Genomic DNA, 20,418 nt, shown 5'->3' with positions numbered 1-20,418 from the left:
TTTCTCCAAGACGACAGCCCGCGGCCAGAGAAGACTCGTCTTCGACCAATCCGATCGGTCGAAGATCGGTGCTATCGAAGGGGATGCCATGACGAAGGTCGTGTACGCGATTTCAGTTTCGCTCGATGGGTTCGTCGCCGGGCCGGGCGACGGCGTGGGCAACGCGCTGGGGCGTGGCGGCAACGCACTGCACAGCTGGGCCTCGGCGCCGGACGACGTCGATCAGCGTGTGCTCACGGAGGGCTTCGAAAGCCTCGGCGCGCACATCGTGGGCCGGAGGATGTTCGATGTCTCGGAGGCATGGCACGGTCGGCCCCCTGGCGATCTTCCCTGTTTCGTCGTCACGCACCATCCCGTGGCGGAGTGGACCGACGAAGCCTCCCCGTTCACCTTCGTGGACGGTGTCGAGCGTGCCATCGATGCCGCGCGCGCCGTCGCCGGAGACAAAGACGTGGCCATCGGTGGTGGGGCGTCGATCGGTCGCCAGGCGCTTCAGCTCGGCCTCGTGGACCAGATCAATGTGCAGCTCATGCCCGTGCTGCTCGGCGGCGGCGTGCGTTACATCGACCATCTCGAGGAGGCCGTCACGCTCGAGCAGTTGAGCGTCGAGCCCTCGCGCAACGCGGTGCATCTTGCGTATCGGGTGATCTCCCGTTCCCGAGGTCGGACCGCGTCCTGATGCAGGCCGGATGCGGCGGATCGCGCGAACTTGGGGCGCCACGCCTCGACGATCCGAGTGATGAAATAGCGCGCCAGGCTCGTCCGACGCGCGAATGTGACGCAATGTTGCGAGCGTGACCAGTGGCATCCAGGGGCTCGGCGAGCATGGTGGGATGCCACGACAGATCCGCTTCAACGCCTTCGACATGAACTGTGTCGCCCACCAGACATCCGGTTTGTGGAAGCATCCGGCTGACAGAGCGGACGAGTACAAGAGCCTCGAGTACTGGACCGAGCTCGCGAAGCTGCTGGAGCGCGGTCGCTTCGACGGCATCTTCATCGCCGACGTGCTCGGCACCTACGACGTCTACGGTGGCAGCAACGAGGCGGCGATCCGCAACGGCGCGCAGGTGCCCGTGAACGATCCGCTGCTGGTCATCCCGGCCATGGCCTACGTGACAGAGAATCTCGGGTTCGGCGTGACGGCGGGAACGGCGTACGAGCATCCGTACCCGTTCGCGCGCCGCATGTCGACGCTCGACCACCTCACCAAGGGCCGCATCGGCTGGAACGTGGTCACCGGCTATCTGCCGTCGGCCGCCCGCAACATGGGCGCCGAAGACCAGATGGAGCACGACGACCGCTACGACTACGCCGACGAGTACCTCGAGGTGCTCTACAAGCTGTGGGAAGGCTCGTGGGAAGACGACGCCGTCGTCAAGGATGTCGAGAGCGGTGTCTTCACGGATCCCGCGAAGGTGCACGAGATCGGCCACAAGGGCAAGCACTTCAGCGTGCCGGGCATCCACATCGCCGAGCCGTCGCCGCAGCGCACGCCGGTGATCTACCAGGCCGGGGCATCCTCGCGCGGAGTGAAGTTCGCGGCGGAGAACGCGGAGGCGATCTTCATCGCCGGCCCGACCAAGGAGGTCGTGGCATCCACCGTCACGAAGATCCGGGATGCCCTCGAAGCCGCCGGTCGCGACCGTTACGCCGCGAAGATCTACACCCTGCTCACGCTCATCACCGACGAGACGGATGAGAAGGCGCAGGCGAAGTACGAGGAGTATCTCAGCTACGCCAGCGAGGAGGGCGCGCTCGTGTTCATGAGCGGCTGGATGGGCATCGACCTGTCGCAGTACGCGCTCGACGAGCCGATCGGCAACGTGAAGTCGAACGCCATCCAGTCGGTGGTCGCGAGCTTCCAGGAGAACAACAGCGACGGCCGCGAGTGGACCGTCGGCGACATCGCGCGGCACAGCGCCATCGGCGGCCTCGGGCCGTTCGCGGTGGGGTCGGGCGAGACCATCGCCGACACGCTGCAGCAGTGGGTGGAGGAGACCGACGTCGACGGTTTCAACCTCGCCTACGTCGTGGCCCCCGGCACCTTCGAGGACATCGTGGAGCACGTGGTCCCCGTGTTGCAGGAGCGTGGCGCGTACCCCACGGAGTATGCCGAGGGCACGCTGCGCAACAAGCTTCAGGGAACGGGCGACAAGCTCCCGGACGACCACCGCGGTGCGCGGTACCGCGTGGGGAAGTTCGAGCCAGGGGCCTGACGCGCAAGGCGATGAGCACGATTCCTGCCGTGTACGGGATGTGCAGGGCGATCTCTGCAGCCGCGACGACGGCGACGAAGGCGGCGCGGTCGGCGTCCAAGGAGAGTCCGCAAGGCTCGCTGTGCAAAATGCGTATTTTGCGCAGCGAGTCCTGAACGCATACCCGCTTCCGCCCGTCTCCTCGGGCATCCCCTCGAGGCCGCCGAAAGTAGGCTGGACGGATGGCCGAGCCCGTCCCTTCGCGCGAGTTCGACTGGGCGCGCCTCAGCAGACGACCCGATGTCGAGGCCCCGAACCTGTTCGCATCGGATGCCGCTGACCGCCTCATCCTCGACACCGCGGCTCCGCTCCTGGTCGGTCTGACGCCGCGGGATGTGGTCGTCGTCGGCGACGCGTACGGCGCACTGGCGTTGGCGGCGACAGCGTTGACGACGTCGACGACGGAGGCGTGCGAGAGCGCGGGAGCGCGCATCCGCGTGCATCAGGACACGATCGTGGCCGAGCGCGCGCTCGCCGAGAACGCGCAGCGTTTCGTGCTCTCCGACGCCTATCGCTCCTGTGGGCTCGACGGGGATCTCGCCGCCGGTGCGCGGGTGATCCTGCTGCGCCTGCCGAAGAGTCTGGATGCGCTCGACGAGATCGCGGGCATCCTCGCGTCCGCTGCGCATCCGGAGGTCGTCATCGTGGCCGGCGGCATGCAGAAGCACATGACAGTGGCGATGAACGACGTGCTCGGCCGCTACTTCGAGCGCGTCGACGTGGGGCATGGACGCCAGAAGGCGCGGGTGCTCACGGTGCGCGGGGCGCGGACGGCGGCGCGCACTGCGCCCGTGCCCGCCCGCACTCTGGCCCGAATCGGACAAGAGTTGCCAGTGGACGGGGCGGATCCGTCCGAATCGGAACGCGGCGGCGGCGGGAGTTCACTCGAGCCGGCGTGGCCGCGCCGCGAGTTCCACGGTGACATCGCGCCGGGCCTGTGGGTGTGCGCGCACGGCGGAGCGTTCGCCGGAACCCGCATCGACATCGGCACCCGGTTCCTTCTCTCGCACCTCGACGAGATCGACGAAACGGGGCCGGCCCGCGATCCGCTCATCGTCGTCGATCTCGTGTGCGGCACCGGCGCGCTTGCGGCCACGTTCGCGCTGCGGCATCCGCACGCGCAGGTTATCGCGACGGATCAGTCGGCGGCGGCCGCGGCATCCGCGAGGGCGACCGCCGATGCGAACGGCGTCGCCGACCGCGTGCAGGTGCGCCGGGAAGACGCGGGAGAGGGCATCCCGACCGGCTCGGCCGACGTCGTGCTGCTCAACCCGCCGTTCCATAACGGCGCCGCGCTCGACCTGCGCATCGGGCGGATGCTCGTGGCCGCCGCCGCCCGCATGCTCGCTCCGGGCGGCGAACTCTGGACCGTGTACAACTCGCACCTCGACTACCGGCCGTCGCTGCGCCGCTTCGTCGGGCCCACGCGTCAGATCGACCGGAACGCGAAGTTCACCATCACCGCGTCGGTGAGGGGCGGCGTATCGTCGCCGGCGTGATCCGGGGGTATTCGGCGGAGCAGATCCGCGCGGCCGAGGAACCGCACCTGCGGGCGGGTGAACCGCTCATGGCGCGGGCGGCGGCGGGACTCGCGGACGTGATCCGGCAGGAGCTGGATGCCGGTGTCGGCGGGGGTGCGCGCGTCGGCCGGGATGCTCGTGCCGGCGGGGGTGCGCGCGCCAGCGAGGAATCGCGTGCCGGTGTGGATGCTCGTGCTCGCGCACTTGCCGGTGCGCGTCCCGGCGCGGACCCGGGTACGCCGCCGCGCGTCCTCGTGCTCGTGGGCTCCGGCAACAATGGCGGCGACGCGCTCTTCGCGGTGGCGCAACTGGCGGCATCCGGATGCGACGTGGCGATCGCGAAGCTCGGCTCGCGCGTGCACGAGGACGGGCTGGCGGCCGCGCTCGCCGCGGGGGCGCGCGTGGTCGGCAGCGAGGGCAGCACGAGTGCGGACGTCCTTGTGCGCGTCGTCGCGGAGGCGGGCCGGTGCGATGTGGTGGTGGACGGCATCCTGGGCACGGGCGCATACCGGAGCCCCGCGTTGCGCGGGCTCGCGCGCGACGCGGTGGCGGCCGTGCGTGCAGCGGTGGCGGTGCGCCCGGAGGCCGAGCGCCCGGGCGCGCTCGTCGTGGCGGTCGACCTGCCGAGCGGCATCGATCCCGACACGGGCGCGGTTCCGGACGGCGTGGACGCCGAGACGGGTGAGGCGCGCGAGGGCGTCGTGCTGCCCGCGGACGTGACGGTGACGTTCGGCGCGCACAAGGCGGGGTTGCTGCGCGAGCCCGCCGCCGCGCTCGCGGGCCGCATCGTGCTCGTCGACATCGGGCTCGGGCTGGATCTCGAGGACGTCGAGCCTCTGATCGTCGTCGAGGGTTGACCCATCGGTGGTGGGCCGCTTCTGACGCACCGAGCCGCTGGGGGTTACCGTGGCGACGGTGGGCCGGTCGCAGGCCTGTTGCCTGTTGCCTGTCGCCTGTCGCCTGTCGCCTGTCGCCTGTCGCCTGTCGCCTGTCGCCTGTCGCCTGTCACCGGTCGCCGGTTGCCGGGCGAGGAGTGAGGGATGAGGAGATGTGGCCGTGAGCCCTTGTGATTAAGTACGTGCAGAGATAATCTGTGCACAGATTGAATGGTGCGGGCATTCGACCGTGCGATCAATCGACACCAGATCGGCGCTGGATCGAGGCCAGGCCGACCACCGGATCGAAGGGGATGCCGTTATGTGGACCACCGAATACACCGCCGAGACCAGCGCGCCGCCCGCTGAGGTGTGGGCCGCTCTCCGTGCCCTCCACGAGGGGCGGGTCACGTACGAGGGCGCCGACGAGTACGTACTGCACGGGCCGTTCGCGGTCGGCACTCGCCTTTCGGTCACACCTGCCGGTCAAGAGACGTTCGATTCGCAGATCGTCGACCTGGTCGAGGGGCGCACGTACGCCGACGAGACGAACTACGGCGGCATCGTGCTGCGGTTCCGGCACACTCTCGAGCCGGTCGAGACCGGCACGCGCGTGACCCACCGTCTTGAGATCGACGGCGACGGTGCCGACGAGATCGGGCCGGAGCTGGGGCCGCAGATTGCTGGCGACTTCCCCGAATCCATGCAGCAGCTGTTCGCGGCGGCCGTCGGGCACACGTACGACGACGCCGAGTCGGCGAACGCGTGAGTGACCCGACCGACGGCACCCGGTTCGCCGGTGGCCCTGGTGAGAGTCCGGGATTCCTGCTCTGGCGGGTCACAGCCGCGTGGCAGCGAGCCATCACGGCGGCGCTCGTGCCGCTCGGGCTCACGCACGTGCAGTTCGTGCTGCTCGCGTGTGCGTGGTGGCTGGGGCACGACGGCGACCTGCCGAACCAGGCGCAGGTGGCGGCGCAGGCCGGAGCGGACGTGAAGATGGCATCCGAGGTCTTCGCCCGGCTGCAGGCGAAGGGGCTCGTGACGCGTGAGACCGACCCACGCGACAGCCGCGCGAAGTCGGTCGCCGTGACGGCCGACGGCGTCGCCCTGGCGAAACGAGCCGTGCGCGTGGTCGAGGATGCCGACGCCCGCTTCTTCGGCGCCCTCGACTCGGCCGCCCTCGTGCGCGTGCTCCGCGGCCTCGCGGGGATGGGCTGAGGTAGCCCGTCCTGTCCGACACGGCGGCTGACGACCGCAGGCCCGGCGTGAGCAATGGAGGCGGGACGCCGGCTCGGGCAATGGAGCCAAGCCCGTCCGGTGCGGTGGCTGACGGTCCTCCGTGAGAGCATGGCCGGGTGCCCGGCCCCTGGTTCCCCCGCGTCGATCCGGGGGCGGTGCGCGATTACGTGGGCGACGTCATGGCGCGGCGCGGCGTGCCCTACGCGCGTACCGCGATCCGCCGACTCGAGTGGCGCACCGGCACGCTGGAGGCGACCGTCGCCGACACCGATCCGGTGCCGTACGAGTGCTGGGTGACGCTCGTTCCCGGAGCCGGCAGCGCATACCGTCCGACGGCGAGCAGCTGCACGTGCCCGGTCGGCACGCGGTGCAAGCACATCGCAGCGGCATTGCTCGCGTGCGGCGAACGGCACCGGATGCCTGCGGCCGCCACCGAAGACGGCTGGCGGTCCGCGGTGCGCGCGCTGACCGCGGGGGCGCAGGGCGGTGCGGTGACCTCGGGGAGCGGGCTGACGGCATCCACGAGGCAGAACGTGCCGCTGGCCCTTCTCATCGAACTCCGCGAGCGCGTGCGCCGTACCAGCGGCGGCGGCCGCTGGTCGCACACGACCGAGACGACGCAGCGGGCCACCCTCGCGTCGCGGGGCACCCTGCAGCTCACGGCGCGCATCGGCACGGCGGGCAAGCGGGGCTGGGTCGGTGCCAAGTTCGGCTGGGGCTCACTGCACTACCGCAGTCACGAATACGGGTTCGACCCGGAGCAGATCCGCTGGTTCGTGGAGTTCGAGACCCTCGCGCGCGCGGCGCCCGGAATCTACCAGGGCACCGACGGCAGCCGCATGCCGCTCGACGCCTACGCCAGTCCGCTCCTGTGGCAGCTCCTCGCTCAGGCGCCGGAGCGTGGCATCGCCGTCGTCTCTGGTGACAAGGGCGGCACCCTCGTGCTCGCCGACGGCGCGAGTCTGACCACGTCGATCGCGACGCGGCCCGACGGAAGCATCACCCTGACGCCCGCCCTCGTGGTCGACGGGACCGAGCGGGACGCCCGCGGCGCCCGCCCGATCGGCGACCACGGCGTGGCGCTCATCGAGTGGCGCGCCGGCGAAGGAGGTCCGACCGTGACGCTCGCGCCGCTCGAGGGCGCTCAGGGCGCCGACTTCGCGGCACTGGCTCGACGGGGCCCGATCACGGTGCCGGCCGCCGATGTGCCGGAGTTCACCCGGGATGTCTACCCCACCCTGGCCCGATCCCTCACGGTGCGCGCCGCCGACGGCACGGAGCTCCCGGAACTCGCTCCGCCCGTGCTCGTGCTGACCGTCGGGTTCCGCGCGAAGCAGGCCGTGGACATCCGCTGGCGCTGGGAATACACGGCGGGAGGCGCGACGGCGTCCTTGCCCGCGATGCCGCATCCGACCGATCGAGGGCGACGGGATCCCGTGGCGGAGGCGTGCGCAGTGGAAGCACTTGCGAAGGCCTTGAGCCGACTGCCGAACGACCACGCCGACGCGGACGGGGACGCGGTCGTCGCCGGGCGAGCGGATGTCGATGACCCGGCTGCGGGCATCCTGGCCGAGCGCACGCTGCACGGCATCGAGGCCGCCGAGTGGGTAGCCAACGTGCTTCCGGCGGTCGAAGAACTGGCCGAGGCGAGCGAACAAGACGGGCAGACCGAGCCCGGCTCGCCGGCAGCTCGGCTGCGCGTCGACGTCGAGGGCGAGCGGGTCGACTACCGCGAGATCACCGAGACGCCGGAACTCACGGTCACCACGGTGCCGACCGACCAGCGCGACTGGTTCGACCTCGGCGTGCTCGTCACGGTGGCGGGACGCACCATTCCGTTCGAGCCGCTGTTCACGGCGCTCGCCACCGGGCGCACCAAGCTGTTGCTCGTCGATCACTCGTATCTCTCGCTGAAGCAGCCCGTCTTCGACAAGCTCAAGGAGCTCCTGGGCGAAGCGGAGGGACTCGCCGAGTGGGAGACCGGACCGCGCATCAGCCGGTATCAGGCTGCGCTCTGGGCGGAGTTCGAGGATCTCGCCGACCAGTCGAGGCCGGCCGTCGAGTGGCGGGAGACTGTCGCCGGACTGCTGGCGCTCACGGCGCAGGGCGAAGGCGCGGGCGGCGATGCCGGACACGCCGAGGCGCCGGACGACGCGGCGCGGAGATCGCGTGGCGTCGTGAGCCGCACGCCGCTCCCCCACGGGCTGAACGCCGAGCTTCGTCCGTACCAGCGCGACGGGTTCGACTGGCTCGTCTTCCTGTGGCGTCACGGGCTCGGCGGAGTGCTCGCCGACGACATGGGCCTCGGCAAGACGGTGCAGACGCTGGCGCTGATCGCCCACACGCGGGAGCCGGCACAGGCTTCGGAAGGGACGGCGACCACCGCAGGCCAGCCGGCCCGGAAGGCCGGGAGTCGGCCGGCACCCTTCCTCATCGTCGCGCCCTCCTCCGTGGTCGCGAACTGGGCGAGCGAGGCGGCGAGGTTCACGCCCGGGCTGCGGGTGGCATCCATCACCGCCACGAGGCGAAAAGAGAAGACGTCGTTCGACGACGAGATCGCCGACGCCGACGTCGTGCTCACGACATACACGGTCTTCCGGCTCGACAACGAGGAGTTCGCGCGGCGGCGCTGGGCAGGACTCGTGCTCGACGAGGCGCAGTTCGTGAAGAACCACGCGTCGCAGTCTCACCGTCTGGCCCGCGACCTGAGCGCCCCGTTCCGCCTCGCCGTGACGGGCACTCCGCTGGAGAACAACCTGCTCGAGCTGTGGGCCATGTTCCAGATCGTGGCACCCGGTCTGTTCCCGTCGCGCAGGCGGTTCCAGGAGGAGTACGTCAAGCCCATCGCAGCGGCCGCCAGTCCGGTGCACGGAACGGATGTCGCGCACGGCGTGGCGAGACTCGCTCGGCTGCGCAGGCGCATCCGCCCGCTCATGCTGCGGCGCACCAAGCAGATCGTGGCACCGGAGCTGCCCGAGAAGCAGGAGCAGGTGCTCAGCATTCCGCTGCACCCGCAGCACCGCAAGCTCTACGACACCTGGCTGCAGCGCGAACGCCGCAAGGTTCTCGGCCTGCTCGACGACCTGGACCGTCAACGCTTCATCGTCTACCGGTCGATCACCCTGCTGCGCATGCTCGCGGTGGATGCCTCGCTCATCGATTCCGCGAACGCCGACATCCCGTCGTCCAAGCTCGACGCCCTGATCGAGCAGCTCGGCGACGTGATCGCCGAGGGCCACCGCGCCCTCGTCTTCAGCCAGTTCACGTCGTATCTCGCGCGGGTCGTCGAGCGATTGGATGCCGAGGGCATCGCGCACGAGTACCTGGACGGCTCGACGCGGCGCCGCGCAGAGGTGATCAAGCGCTTCCGTGAGGGGGATGCGCCGGTGTTCCTGATCAGCCTGAAGGCCGGCGGTTTCGGCCTCACGCTGACCGAGGCCGACTATGTGTTCCTCCTCGATCCCTGGTGGAACCCGGCTGCCGAGGCCCAGGCCATCGACCGCACACACCGCATCGGCCAGAGCAAGCAGGTCATGGTCTACCGGCTGGTCGCCGCGAACACCATCGAAGAGAAGGTGTTGCGCCTCGGGCGCGGCAAGGCGGAGCTGTTCGATGCCGTGCTGGATGACGATGGCGAGTTCTCGTCGACGCTCTCGGCCGATGACATCCGCTCGCTGCTGGAATGACCGGGCGGCAGTCCACAGGATCTGCCCGTACGGGTGACATCCAGATAACGCCTGGATAACATAGGGACACCGTGCCCGGAGGCCTCCCCGCACGCCCCTACCTTTCGAAGACTCCGCCCCCTGTGTCTGAACCCTTTGCTCCCGCTCGCGCCGCCGAGGGGCCAAACGCGCCCGATTCACCGGGCGCACCGGTGTTCCAGAGCCGCCGGGAGAGGCGAGCCTTCGAGCAGGCACAGGCCGGCGCTGTGGCATCCGAGCAGCCGTCGGTCGAGCAGCTGTCGGATCACGTGACTGCGGCGGCACCGCAGACATCCATCGCCGTGCCCGAGCGTGACGACCTCGACCCGTTCGCCGGACTGCTCCGTGGCTCCGAGGCGCACGATCGCGTCGCTGACGTGCGTGCAGCGGACGCCCGGCTCACCGATGCGCGCCGTGTCGCCGACCCGGACCGGCTGCGCCAGGCCGATCCCGTGGAGGTCTCCACGCAGACCGGTCGCATGCGGCTGCGTCCCGACGACCTCGCGCGGATCACCGACTCGGCGCCGGTGCCGATCCTGCTGCCCGGCCCGGACGCCACGCTTGAGGATCACGAGCGGGCAGCGGAAACGGCCGCGTCGCGATCGAAGCGGCGCACGAAGGCCGTGCGGGCGGCGGCGAGGGTCGCCACCGAGAAGGCGCGGAAGCAGGCATCCCTGCCGCGCACGTCGGCGCGCGAGATCCGGCCCAAGTCAGGCCTGTCGCGGCTGATCGCGAAGGCCGGCGTGATGGTGGCCGCGTTCGCACTCATGGTGACGATGGCGGTGCCCGCCTATGCCCAGCTCGACACGCAGCCGTGGGTGACCACGGCCGACGGACGGGCCCAGACTCTCGCGGTGGGCGCCGTGCAGGCGGGAACGATCGACAAAGACGACTACGCGGCGCACACCACGTCGGCCGCGCTCGACTCCACGCTCGGCACGGTGGTGGCGCCGGAGGTGCAGGCGCTGGCGAAGCAGCTGATGGCCGCGGTGAGCGCCGGGCGGCTCGTCGGCAGCACGCCCGACCACATCTTCGAGATCCGTTACCTGGCCCAGGGCGAGGCCGTGCCGGGCTGCGGCGTCGACTACCGCGTGCTGCAGGCCATCGCCTATGCACTCACCGTCTTCAATACCGTGGGCATCAGCGACATCAACCGACACTGCACGGGCCAGATCGAGGGCGCCGGGACGGCGTCCGCGCACTACACCGACGGCGGAGGTCATGCCGTCGACTTCTTCCGGCTCAACGGCCAGGCGCTCACCGGCGGCGATGCGAACTCGATCAAGCTCATCGAGGCTCTGGATGCCGTCGTGCCGTCCGACGCGAACGTCGGCCAGGAGGGCTGCCGCTCGAGTCTCTCCCTGACGCACTTCAAGGAGATCGCCGACACCTGTAACCATGTGCACATCGACTTCCTCGACGCGAAGGGCGCGACGCTGCTCGGTTAGCGTTCTCCGTGGGTGCGGCAGGCCCCGACGAGTGGGGCCGGCAGGACGGGTTTCGAAGCGAAGCCGATACCCGGCAGTAGACCGCGACCGGCATCAGCGTTCCCGTGGCCGAAGCACGCGCCGGCGTGCCGCATCGGCGCCGGCACGTCGCGTCGCGTCGGGTGATTCGCCGAGCACGGCACGGTAGCGGCGCGAGAAGTGTGCGTAATCGGTGTAGTCGAGCCGGGCGGCGAGCTCGCTCAGGTCTGTGCCGGGTGCGGCGAACAAGGTGGTGGCGGCCTGCTGTAGTCTCCGGCACTCGATCAACCACTTGGGGCTGAGGCCGAGGTAGTGCTTCGTCAGCCGTTCCAGGGTGCGCGGCGCGACGGCCAGACGGGCAGCGAGCTCGCCGGCACGGTCGACGGATGCGTCCTCCCCCGCGATCCGGCACGCCTCGTTGACGAGACGGTCGCGTTCGTCCACGTGTTCTGCGAACGGTGCCAGCCAGGCGCGGAGCACGCCCTCCGGGGACAGTCCGGCGTCGTGCAGCGCGGCGACGTCATCGCCGGGCGCGTCACGGAGCGGCGTGCCCGCAGCGGGAAGGACCGTGTCGGCGCGCGCACCGCGTGGCCCCGGCACGTCGGCCAGCAGGACCCGCGCCGCGCACGGACGGAACAGGACTCCGACAGCCCAGCCGTAGCCGCGCAGGCGCTGGATGTCCACGCACCCGGACGGCGGATACATCCGCGCCCGGGCGCCCCTGCGCGCGGTCGTCCCGTCGTGAGCGCCGTCGACGCCCGACGTCTGCGCGACCGGCTCGAACACCGCGTTGAACGCCGGGTAGGTCAGCACGCGCTGGGTCAGTTCCTCTCCGTCCGGAAGCTCCCACCGCACGACCCAGACGTGGCGGACGATGTCGCTCAGCTCGTCGCCCAGGGTGAAGCGGTCGAACGCGACGCGAGGATCGCCCGGATTGAGGTGTCCTCGCGAGTGCAGAGAGGATCCGTCATGCTCTCGGCTCCTCATCGTGCTTCGCCGTCGCCGTCGCCGTCGTGTCGGTGCCGGCTTTCGGGAGTGGTGCGGGGATGTCGCAAAAGTACAAGAGACCGCCGACTGTCGTGCGTAGCGTCGACACCGTGACGGAGACGAGGAACGAGACGATGACGACGAACAAGGCGACGGCAGCCGACGGTGCGTACACCGCGAACGGGATACCGCACGGCTCCACGTCGATCACGCCGCACATCGTGGTGCGCGACGCGACGGCGGCGCTGGACTTCTATCGTGACGTGTTCGGTGCGCGTGTGCTCGACGTGACACGGTTCCCGGGCGGGGACGGCATCGCGCACGCCATTCTGGACTTCGGGTCCGGAATGCTCACGCTGAGCGACGCGATGGAGGCGTACGGCCTGATCGCTCCCGACCCGGCTTCGGAGGGTCGCGACTACTCCCTCGCCGTCTACCTGCAGGACTGCGACGCGGCGACGGAGGCGGCGGCATCCGCGGGCGCCATCCTGCGCGAGGCGCCGGCCACGTTCGTCACGGGCGACCGATACTCGTCGATCGTCGACCCGTTCGGCGTGCGCTGGTCGATCATGACGCGCGTCGAGGACCTCTCGCCCGAAGAGAGCGCCGCGCGCGTCGCCGAGTGGGCGAAATCCCAGGGGGCCTGACCGTTCCGTCGCGTTCCGGCGACCCCGCCAAGTCCGTTCCGGCGACCCCCAAGCCCGTTCCGGCGACACCAACTCAGGGCATATCGGATCAGACGTCGTATATATCGATGTGACCGGATATGGCCTGAAATAGTGCCAGGGCGCAGCGAGTGCCAGGGCGCAGCGAGTGGCGGGCGGCGCGGCGAGTGGGCGGCGGCGCAGCGCGGAACGACGACCGGGCCGACCGGTAGCCGGCCTTGCGGAATACCCATGAGCGATATATCGTTGACGTGTCTTAGAACATCAACGATAGGAGATCTCATGAGAGACGAAGACTTCATGGGCGACGCTCCGCGTCGTCACGGACACGGCGGTCACCCGCGCGATGACCGCGAGTGCTGGGGCCGTGGCCCGCAGCGTTTCCACCACGACGAACCCGGCGCACACCACCACGGTGCGCCGCACGAGGCCCACGGCTTCGACGGCCCGTCGCGTGGAGAGGGCTACGGTCGCCGCGGGTTCGGCCCGAGTTTCGATCCGCGCGGGTTCGATCCCGCGTTCATGGCCGCCTTCGGGGCACGCGGGCGCAAGCGAGCGTCGCGCGGAGACATCCGTTCCGCCATTCTGAGCCTGCTGGCCGATGGTTCGCAGAACGGATACTCCCTGATCAAGGCGATCGCAGAGCGCACCGACGGCCTGTGGAAGCCGAGCCCCGGATCGGTCTACCCCACCCTTCAACAGCTGGTCGACGAGGAGCTCGTCGAGGCCACGGGCGATGGCCGCCGCACCGACTACGAGCTGACGGATGCCGGCACTGCCTATGTCGCGGAGCACCAGTCGGAGCTCGACGCGGCGTGGCAGGCGGCACCGGGGCTGAACGCCTCGGGCGCGGCGCTGCACCAGTCCATCGGCAAGCTCATGGGGGTGGTGCAGCAGTTCCGCTTCGCCGCCACCGACGAGCAGCGCGCGCAGGCCGCCGAGAAGATCGACGAACTGCGCAAGGCGCTCTACCTCATCCTGGCCGAGTAGGCCCGGAGCCGGTCGTGGACGCTCTCGCGCCCGGTCCCGTCCATAATTCGGGCCGCCGGGCCGGCCGGGCCGACCGGTCGGCCGAATCCCGCCGCTAGGCGTCGACGTCGCCGTCCAGATAGAACCACCGGCCGCGCTCGCGGCGGAACCTGCTGCGTTCGTGCAGCACCCCGCCGTCACGCGGCCGCTGTGGTGTCGGAAGCACCCGCCAATAGGCACGGAACTCCACGACGCCGTCCTCGTCGCGCTCACCGCCGTCGACCGCGTCGACGATGACGAGCCGGCGCCACTCCATGTGCGGATCGAGCTCGAGCTCGGCGGGTCTGGTCGACGGATGCCACGTGCTGAGCAGATATTCCGCGTCACCTACCGCGAACGCCGAGTAACGCGATCGCATCAGGCGTTCCGCCGTCGGTGCGGCCACCTCACCGTGGTGCAGAGGCGCGCAGCACGCGGCGTAATGATCGCCGCTGCCGCACGGGCAGGCATCCGCGGACCGGGTCATCGTGCGGCCTGTGGCCTTGCTGCTGCGGCTGCTGCCACTACTGCCGCTGCTGTCGACTCCGCCTCGATGTGCGCCGGTTCGGAGGCGGGTTCGGAGGCGGAAGCCCGGACGCTCGCGTCGCTCACCGGTGCAGCAGATCCTTCCAGTCGGCCGGCACTCGCCCCTGCGGTCCCGGAGCGGTCTGCCCTTCGGGCCGACTCGACGGCGGCGCGAGTTCGGGGCCGTCGACGACGGCTTGCGTCTCGTAGTCCCAATACCAGTCCTCGCCCGGCTCGAAGCTCTGCATGAAGCGATGTCCGGTCTCGCGGAAGTGGGCTGTCGCGTGCTGTCCGGGCGAGGAGTCGCAGCATCCGATGTGGCCGCACTCGGCGCAGCGTCGCAGGTGCAACCACCAGCCGTCGGCTTCGTCGCACTCGGCGCATCCGGTGCCGCTGGGCGATGCGGCGGTGTTGATGCCCGTTGTGTCGGTCATGAGTTCAGCCTGCGGTCACCGTCTCGATTCCGCCACCCGCGTCAGTCCTTCTCCCGCAGCCAGTGCGAGCGGCGGAACGTGCGGCCCCACCAGGCGGTGAGTCCCTCACCCTGGTACTGGTCGGGGTCGGCATCCAGAACCGCATCGCCCTCGGGCGCCGGCAGCCCGGCGACTTCGGACTCCTCGATCGAGGTCGTCACGCCGGCGGTGGTGATGGATGCCACCTGCTGCGCATCCACGAACCGCAAGCCGTGGTGCGTGCGCACCGCGAGCCCGTCGAAGAGGTCGAGTGCCGGATCCTGGAGCACGTGTTCGAGAGATCCGAGCCGCTCGCCGTCGGTCGTGAACACCGCGGCGCCCTTCGTGAGCGCCTGATAGCTGATCGGCGTTGGCGTTTCGGACTCGGGCATGAAGCCTCCTTCTACAGCGACGATCCGGTGTCGGATCACGTCTCGAACCGAGCGGTTCGCTGCCCGCGGCGCGGGGACGGCACGGGCTTGCGAGCCTACGCCGCGGAGTCGGCCGACGCACGCGCACTCCGCCTCCTCGCCAGACGATCGCCCCCGGGTCGCCGCTTCGCATTGGTAGCGTGGTCAACGCGGGGCTCGGGGGAGCCCTCAGCAGGTGCCGGTCGTAGCGCAACGAAGCATGTCGGGCCCGGGGGGAAACAGGCGGATGAACTGGCGTCGCACGCTCTCGCTCGTCGTCGTCGTGCTGATCGGCCTGGTCGGGATCACGATCGCGCCGATCGAGCAGAACCCCGTCGCCTCGTCACGGTATTCGTTCCTCGACTCGCTCTCGTCGTCGGAACTGCTCGACTACGTCTCCACGCACCCTGGCGCGACGGTCGGCTTCCTCAGGCTGCATCCGAAGTCCATCGCCGGAATCTGGGACGACCTGTCGCGAAAAGCACGCACGAAGATGACGAAGTCGCAGCCGTCGATGGTCGGCCAGCTCGAGGGCGTCGACTATCGGTCGCGTGACCGCGCGAACCGTCTCCGACTGGCGAAGAAGACGAAACTGGCGAGAGCCGCGGTCGCGAAGAACCCCTCCGACGACGTGGCGCGCCAGACGTTGAAGTGCCTGCTGGCCATCCGCGGAGCGCTGAGGAAGCATCACCCGCAGCGGTATCTGATCGATCTCACCAACGGCGCCAAGCCGCTCGCGGCCATCTCGATCGGCGATGTCGACCAGGCGCGCCTCGTGACGTACGCCGTTCCCGGAATGGGCACCTACACCGACGACATGCAGCTCTGGGCCCAAGGGGCCCAGAACATCTACGACGCTCAGGGCGAGGCCGGAGCGACACGGAAGCGCGCCGTGATCGCCTGGATCGGCTATGTCACTCCGCCGCCCGGCATCGACGCGGCGCTCGGCGCCTACGCGCGTGCCGGAGCGGCTCAGCTCATCGAATCCGTGAACGGCTTCTGGGCGGCCCGCGGAAAGAAGGCGCGCGACACTGTGACGCTCAACATCGTCGCGCACTCCTACGGCACGACGACCTCGGCGGATGCCCTCTTCGCGCGCGCCCTGAACGTCTATTCCTTCGTCATGCTCGGCTCGGCCGGAATCGAGGAGCGCATCTCGTCGGCGCGACAACTGCACGCCGCCCACGTGTTCGCGGGCGAGGCGAAGGGCGACACGGAGGCGCAGTGGGGTCGCATCTCACGAAGCGATCCCCGGTCGCCGTCGTTCGGGGCGATCAGGCTCGCCGTCGACGGCAATCCGAACAAGCATCTGTCGCCCGTGACCGGCCACGCGCCCATTCTGCACTCGGCCTGGAACGACAACCCGGAGTCGAGCGCCTGGTCGCATCTGACGAACCGTCAGGAGTTCAAGGCTGCGTACCGCCAGCACCTCTCCACGTTCGGTTACTTGGATGCCGGCACACAGTCGATCATGAGCGTCGCCGGGGTCACCGTTCCGCCGAAACGCGACCCGCACGCGGCGACCGTGTCGCCGGCGCGGTGACACGGCGAGACGGCATCGCGACGTGGCGCGCGCCGCGGCCTGTCAGCCGCCCTCGCGCCACACCCGCTCGCCGCTCGGCGGCGCCTCCCGCAGTCGCGTGATCGCCGTCAGCAGGGGCTCGAGGTCGGTGCTGGCGCCACGGTAGCGGCGCACGGTGCGGGAGATCGCGATCGTGACGATGGTCACGCCGGCGTCGGTCGAGGCATCCATCTCGATGCCGGTGTCGAGCAGCGCGAGGTCCGGCACATCGTGCGGATCGCCGGAGGCGAACACCAGCCACTCCTCGGTCAGACCGAGCTCTCCGTCGACCCAGCGGCCCTCGCGGAGCGCGGAGACGGTGACGGGGCCGACGACCAGGAACTGGTTGCGGGGCAGCACCTGATCGACGCGCGCTCGCCGGATCGGCTCGGTCATGCATCCATCATGGTCGGTCGGCGCGTGCACAGATCGATCGACCCGTATCCGGGGGACATGCGGGGTGATATTTCGGGTGAGATTTCGCGCAAGCGCTTTCCGATCCGCTTGGATTGACACGGATTGCCAGGCGTAGGGATTCGGGTCCCGCCTGGCGCATATCGACGGGCAGGGGGAAGCAGTGCGGCGATTCGGGCCAGACGCAGCCGTTCACACATCGGGGGAGCGAAGGGGGGTGCTGCCCCGGCTTCGATCTCGACGGCTGCGAACGCTCGCCTGGACGGGCGCGCTCGCGCTGACCGGATCGGTGTTGGCGGGTACTGCCTTGTTCCCGGCACCGGCGTCTGCAGCGCCGGGCGATCCGTTCCCGGCCGCCGATCCGTTGGTGTTCGTGGCGCAGAACGCCCCCACCGGACTGTTCGAGGCGACGACGGACTCGACCGGAACGGTCTCGTTCCAGCCCGAGGGTGCCACGTCGCGGCTCACCTACAACGCCATCTCCTACAACACCGCCGACAACTACCTTTACGGCATCGTCACTCAGGTGGGCAACCCGCCTGTGTCCGGGTACGCGGTGGGATCGGTCATCAGGATCGGTCAGGGCGGAACCACCACCCGGATCGGCACCGCGACGTACGACGGCAGCTACAACCTCGGTGCGTTCGGACCCGGCGGTTACCTGTACATCACGAACTCCGGCTTGGCGAGCATGCTGGCCATCAACGTGAAGACCGGAGCCCTGGTGAAGACGGTCGCGCTCTCGGCGGCGACGAACGCGTCGGACGTGACGTACGCGGACGGCTACTTCTGGGGCGTCACGAACACCCCCTCGAGATACGTGCGGGTGAATCCGACGAACGGGGCGGTGGCCACCTTCCCCTCGACGCTGGCGTCCGGGGGCTACGGGGCCGCGTGGACGTTCGGGAATGGGAACCTCGGATTCTCGGAGAACGGGACCGGCAGGGTCTCGCAGGTGAAGGTGACGAACCCGGCGTCGGGATCCCCGACGTTCACTGTGGTCTCGTCCAGCCCCGGGCCGTCCAGCGGCAACAACGACGGCGCGGCCTCGCCCGGCCAGCCGACCGATCTGTCGATCGTGAAGACGGGTCCCCAGTCGCTCGTTCCCGGTGCGACCGTCACCTACCACCTGACGGCGACCAACAACGGGCCGGGCAACTCGAGCGGGTTCACGGTGGATGACACGGTGCCGGCGCCGTTGACCAGCGTTGCCTCCCCGGACCAGGCGTGCACCGTCACCGGAAATGACGTGCGTTGCGTGGGCGGACGGACCCTCGCCGGAGACTCGCAGACGTTCACCATCACCGCGACCGTTCCCGCGGCCGGCGCGGGCGCGAACGTGGTCAACACCGCCACGGTGACGGCGAACGAGAAGGACCCGATTCCCGACAACAACACCTCGACCACGACGGCGCAGCCCGCTGGTCTCACCGTGGTGAAGCACGCCGGCACCCCCGTGGACGTGAACGGTGACGGTCTCACGGATGCCGGTGACACGATCCAGTACACGTTCGACGTCACGAACGCCGGCAGCGTTCCGCTCACCGGAGTCGGCGTGACCGACACGAAGGCAGGCGCCGTCACGTGCCCGCAGACCGCGCTCGCGCCCGGTGCCGTCGAGACCTGCTCGGCGAACGCCGTCTACGCGATCACGTCCGACGACGTCGCCGCGGGTGCTGTCGACAACTCTGCGACCGCGACCGGTACGACGCCGGACAACACGACCATCACCTCGGCCCCGTCGACGACATCGACGCCGACCACCGCACCGGCTCCCGGGATCACGGTGGTGAAGTCGGCCGACCCGTCCGATTCGAACCACTTCATGCCCGGCCAGACGATCACCTACCACTTCACGGTGACGAACACCGGCAACGTCCCGCTCGGCGACGTGCATGTCGATGAGGGCACGTTCACCGGCACGGGCACGATGTCGGCACCGGACTGTCCTCAGACGACGCTCGCTCCGAACGAGCAGGAGATCTGCACCGCGACGTATACGTTGACACAGCTGGACGTGAACAACGGTTCGGTCACGAACGACGCCACGGCGACGGGCACCCCGACCGGGTCCGGCACGCCGATCACGTCTCCGCCGTCCTCCATCGTCATCCCGACCCCGCCGGCTCCCGGCATCACGGTCGTGAAGTCGGCGAACCCGACCACGGTGACCGCGGCGGGTCAGACGGTCAAGTACTCCTTCGTGGTCACCAACACGGGCAACGTGACGCTGACTGCCGTGGGCGTCGCCGACACGGACTTCTCCGGGAGCGGCGCTTTCCCGCAGATCGACTGCCCGACCACCACGCTGGTGGCCGGTCAGATCGAAACGTGCACCGCGACCTACACCGTGACGCAGGCCGACGTCGATGCGGGAACGCTGAGGAACACCGCGGACGTGACGGGTACTCCGCCGGACGGCACCCCGCTGACCCCAGTGCCGTCGAACCCGGTGACAGTGACCATTCCCGCCTCGCCGGCGTTGTCGATCGTGAAGACGGCAGACGTGCAGGCCGTCGCTGCGGGTGAGACGATGACGTACACGTTCACGGTGACGAACACCGGCAACGTGACGATCACCGATCCGCAGGTGACCGACACCGGCTTCACCGGCCATGGCACTCTGTCGAACCTGGTGTGCCCGATGGGGCCGATCACGCTGGCACCCACTCAGGTGGAGACCTGCACCGCCACCTACACGGTGGTGCAAGCCGACATCGATGCCGGCTCGATCAGCAACGCTGCCACCGTGACGGGTGACACTCCCAGCGGCGACACGATCCCGCCGGTGCCCTCCGACCCCGTTTCGGTGACGACGAACCCGCACGCCGCGTTGTCGTTGGTCAAGTCGGCCAGCAGTCAGCAGGCGACGACGGTAGGACAGGTGATCACCTATACGTTCGCCATCACCAACAGCGGCAACGTGGACATCAGTGACCCGAAGGTGAACGAAGGTGCGTTCACCGGTCACGGCACGCTGTCGGCGGTGACGTGCCCGTCCGGGCGCGTACTGGCGCCGGGTGCGGAGATCGACTGCACAGCGACGTACAAGGTCGTTGCCGCGGATCTCGCCGACGGCAGCACGCTGTCGAACACGGCCACGGTGACCGGCACCACGCCTGGCGGTGACCCGATCAGTTCGGGCCCGTCGACGGCGAAGGTGGTCGAGGTCGCGCCGGTCGCGGCTGCAGGGCTCGCCGTCACCGGTAGCGACATCTGGACGGCCGGAGGCGTCGGTCTCGGGCTCCTCGTGCTCGGTCTGCTCGCCGCTGCCTCCGTGTGGATCCGTCGTCGTCGTCGGATGAGCTGATAGCTCGCCCGTGAGAGAGGGTCG

At 69.6% G+C, this 20,418-nt stretch carries 17 protein-coding genes; 12 read left to right on the top strand and 5 right to left on the bottom strand.

Features of this window, described 5'->3' with window-relative positions; genetic code table 11:
• Positions 1–88: 88 nt before the first annotated feature.
• The 8 genes from H623_RS0112880 to H623_RS21205 all read left to right on the top strand — a co-directional run bounded on the left by H623_RS0112880 (position 89) and on the right by H623_RS21205 (position 11,044).
• Positions 89–679 carry a dihydrofolate reductase family protein gene (locus tag H623_RS0112880; RefSeq protein ID WP_026940305.1) on the top strand — a complete coding sequence of 197 codons (591 nt, stop codon included), beginning with the start codon at positions 89–91 and terminating at the stop codon, positions 677–679.
• Positions 680–833: 154 nt separating this feature from the next.
• Positions 834–2,219 carry an LLM class flavin-dependent oxidoreductase gene (locus H623_RS0112875; protein WP_022901346.1) on the top strand — a complete coding sequence of 462 codons (1,386 nt, stop codon included), beginning with the start codon at positions 834–836 and terminating at the stop codon, positions 2,217–2,219.
• Positions 2,220–2,440: 221 nt separating this feature from the next.
• Positions 2,441–3,757: a class I SAM-dependent methyltransferase gene (locus H623_RS0112870; RefSeq protein WP_022901345.1), complete on the top strand. Its 1,317-nt coding sequence runs from the start codon at positions 2,441–2,443 to the stop codon at positions 3,755–3,757.
• The gene (locus H623_RS0112865; RefSeq protein WP_022901344.1) at positions 3,754–4,635 is read left to right on the top strand and encodes an NAD(P)H-hydrate epimerase; all 882 of its coding nucleotides are present in this window, start codon (positions 3,754–3,756) and stop codon (positions 4,633–4,635) included. The genes H623_RS0112870 and H623_RS0112865 overlap by 4 nt, the downstream gene beginning before the upstream one ends.
• A gap of 340 nt (positions 4,636–4,975) precedes the next feature.
• Positions 4,976–5,422: an SRPBCC family protein gene (locus H623_RS19840; RefSeq protein ID WP_022901343.1), complete on the top strand. Its 447-nt coding sequence runs from the start codon at positions 4,976–4,978 to the stop codon at positions 5,420–5,422.
• A complete protein-coding gene (locus H623_RS0112855) occupies positions 5,419–5,871 on the top strand; it encodes a MarR family winged helix-turn-helix transcriptional regulator (RefSeq protein WP_022901342.1) in 453 nt (150 codons plus the stop codon). The genes H623_RS19840 and H623_RS0112855 overlap by 4 nt, the downstream gene beginning before the upstream one ends.
• Before the next feature lie 137 nt (positions 5,872–6,008).
• A complete protein-coding gene (locus H623_RS0112850) occupies positions 6,009–9,578 on the top strand; it encodes a DEAD/DEAH box helicase (protein ID WP_157560977.1) in 3,570 nt (1,189 codons plus the stop codon).
• A gap of 122 nt (positions 9,579–9,700) precedes the next feature.
• The gene (locus tag H623_RS21205; protein ID WP_157560976.1) at positions 9,701–11,044 is read left to right on the top strand and encodes a hypothetical protein; all 1,344 of its coding nucleotides are present in this window, start codon (positions 9,701–9,703) and stop codon (positions 11,042–11,044) included.
• Between the two features lie 93 nt (positions 11,045–11,137).
• On the opposite strand, the gene H623_RS19830 is transcribed toward H623_RS21205, so the two are convergent.
• Complete coding sequence (locus H623_RS19830) at positions 11,138–12,049, bottom strand: helix-turn-helix domain-containing protein (protein WP_022901339.1); 912 nt, start codon at positions 12,047–12,049, stop codon at positions 11,138–11,140.
• Between the two features lie 110 nt (positions 12,050–12,159).
• On the opposite strand from H623_RS19830, the gene H623_RS0112835 reads away from it, so the two are divergent.
• Positions 12,160–12,696 (top strand): VOC family protein, encoded by a 537-nt coding sequence (locus tag H623_RS0112835; protein ID WP_342664584.1) that lies wholly within the window; start codon positions 12,160–12,162, stop codon positions 12,694–12,696.
• Between the two features lie 300 nt (positions 12,697–12,996).
• Positions 12,997–13,704 carry a PadR family transcriptional regulator gene (locus H623_RS19825; protein WP_022901337.1) on the top strand — a complete coding sequence of 236 codons (708 nt, stop codon included), beginning with the start codon at positions 12,997–12,999 and terminating at the stop codon, positions 13,702–13,704.
• A gap of 94 nt (positions 13,705–13,798) precedes the next feature.
• On the opposite strand, the gene H623_RS0112825 is transcribed toward H623_RS19825, so the two are convergent.
• From H623_RS0112825 to H623_RS19820, 3 genes are all read right to left on the bottom strand, one after another.
• Positions 13,799–14,209 carry a YchJ family protein gene (locus H623_RS0112825; protein ID WP_022901336.1) on the bottom strand — a complete coding sequence of 137 codons (411 nt, stop codon included), beginning with the start codon at positions 14,207–14,209 and terminating at the stop codon, positions 13,799–13,801.
• Positions 14,210–14,330: 121 nt separating this feature from the next.
• Positions 14,331–14,681, bottom strand: coding sequence for a UBP-type zinc finger domain-containing protein (locus tag H623_RS0112820; RefSeq protein ID WP_022901335.1), 351 nt, complete (start codon positions 14,679–14,681; stop codon positions 14,331–14,333).
• A gap of 41 nt (positions 14,682–14,722) precedes the next feature.
• Positions 14,723–15,091 (bottom strand): hypothetical protein, encoded by a 369-nt coding sequence (locus H623_RS19820; RefSeq protein WP_022901334.1) that lies wholly within the window; start codon positions 15,089–15,091, stop codon positions 14,723–14,725.
• Positions 15,092–15,356: 265 nt separating this feature from the next.
• On the opposite strand from H623_RS19820, the gene H623_RS0112810 reads away from it, so the two are divergent.
• Entirely contained in the window at positions 15,357–16,652 is a 1,296-nt protein-coding gene (locus H623_RS0112810; RefSeq protein WP_051143224.1) for an alpha/beta hydrolase, read from the top strand.
• Positions 16,653–16,694: 42 nt separating this feature from the next.
• On the opposite strand, the gene H623_RS0112805 is transcribed toward H623_RS0112810, so the two are convergent.
• Entirely contained in the window at positions 16,695–17,066 is a 372-nt protein-coding gene (locus tag H623_RS0112805; RefSeq protein WP_022901332.1) for a hypothetical protein, read from the bottom strand.
• Between the two features lie 235 nt (positions 17,067–17,301).
• On the opposite strand from H623_RS0112805, the gene H623_RS21200 reads away from it, so the two are divergent.
• Entirely contained in the window at positions 17,302–20,394 is a 3,093-nt protein-coding gene (locus H623_RS21200; RefSeq protein WP_022901331.1) for a DUF7507 domain-containing protein, read from the top strand.
• Positions 20,395–20,418: the final 24 nt, after the last annotated feature.

The organism is Humibacter albus DSM 18994 (assembly GCF_000421825.1).
Taxonomy (GTDB): Bacteria; Actinomycetota; Actinomycetes; order Actinomycetales; family Microbacteriaceae; genus Humibacter; species Humibacter albus.
The sequence above is the reverse complement of the archived record's forward strand: the minus strand, read 5'-3'. Positions and strand labels throughout refer to the sequence as shown.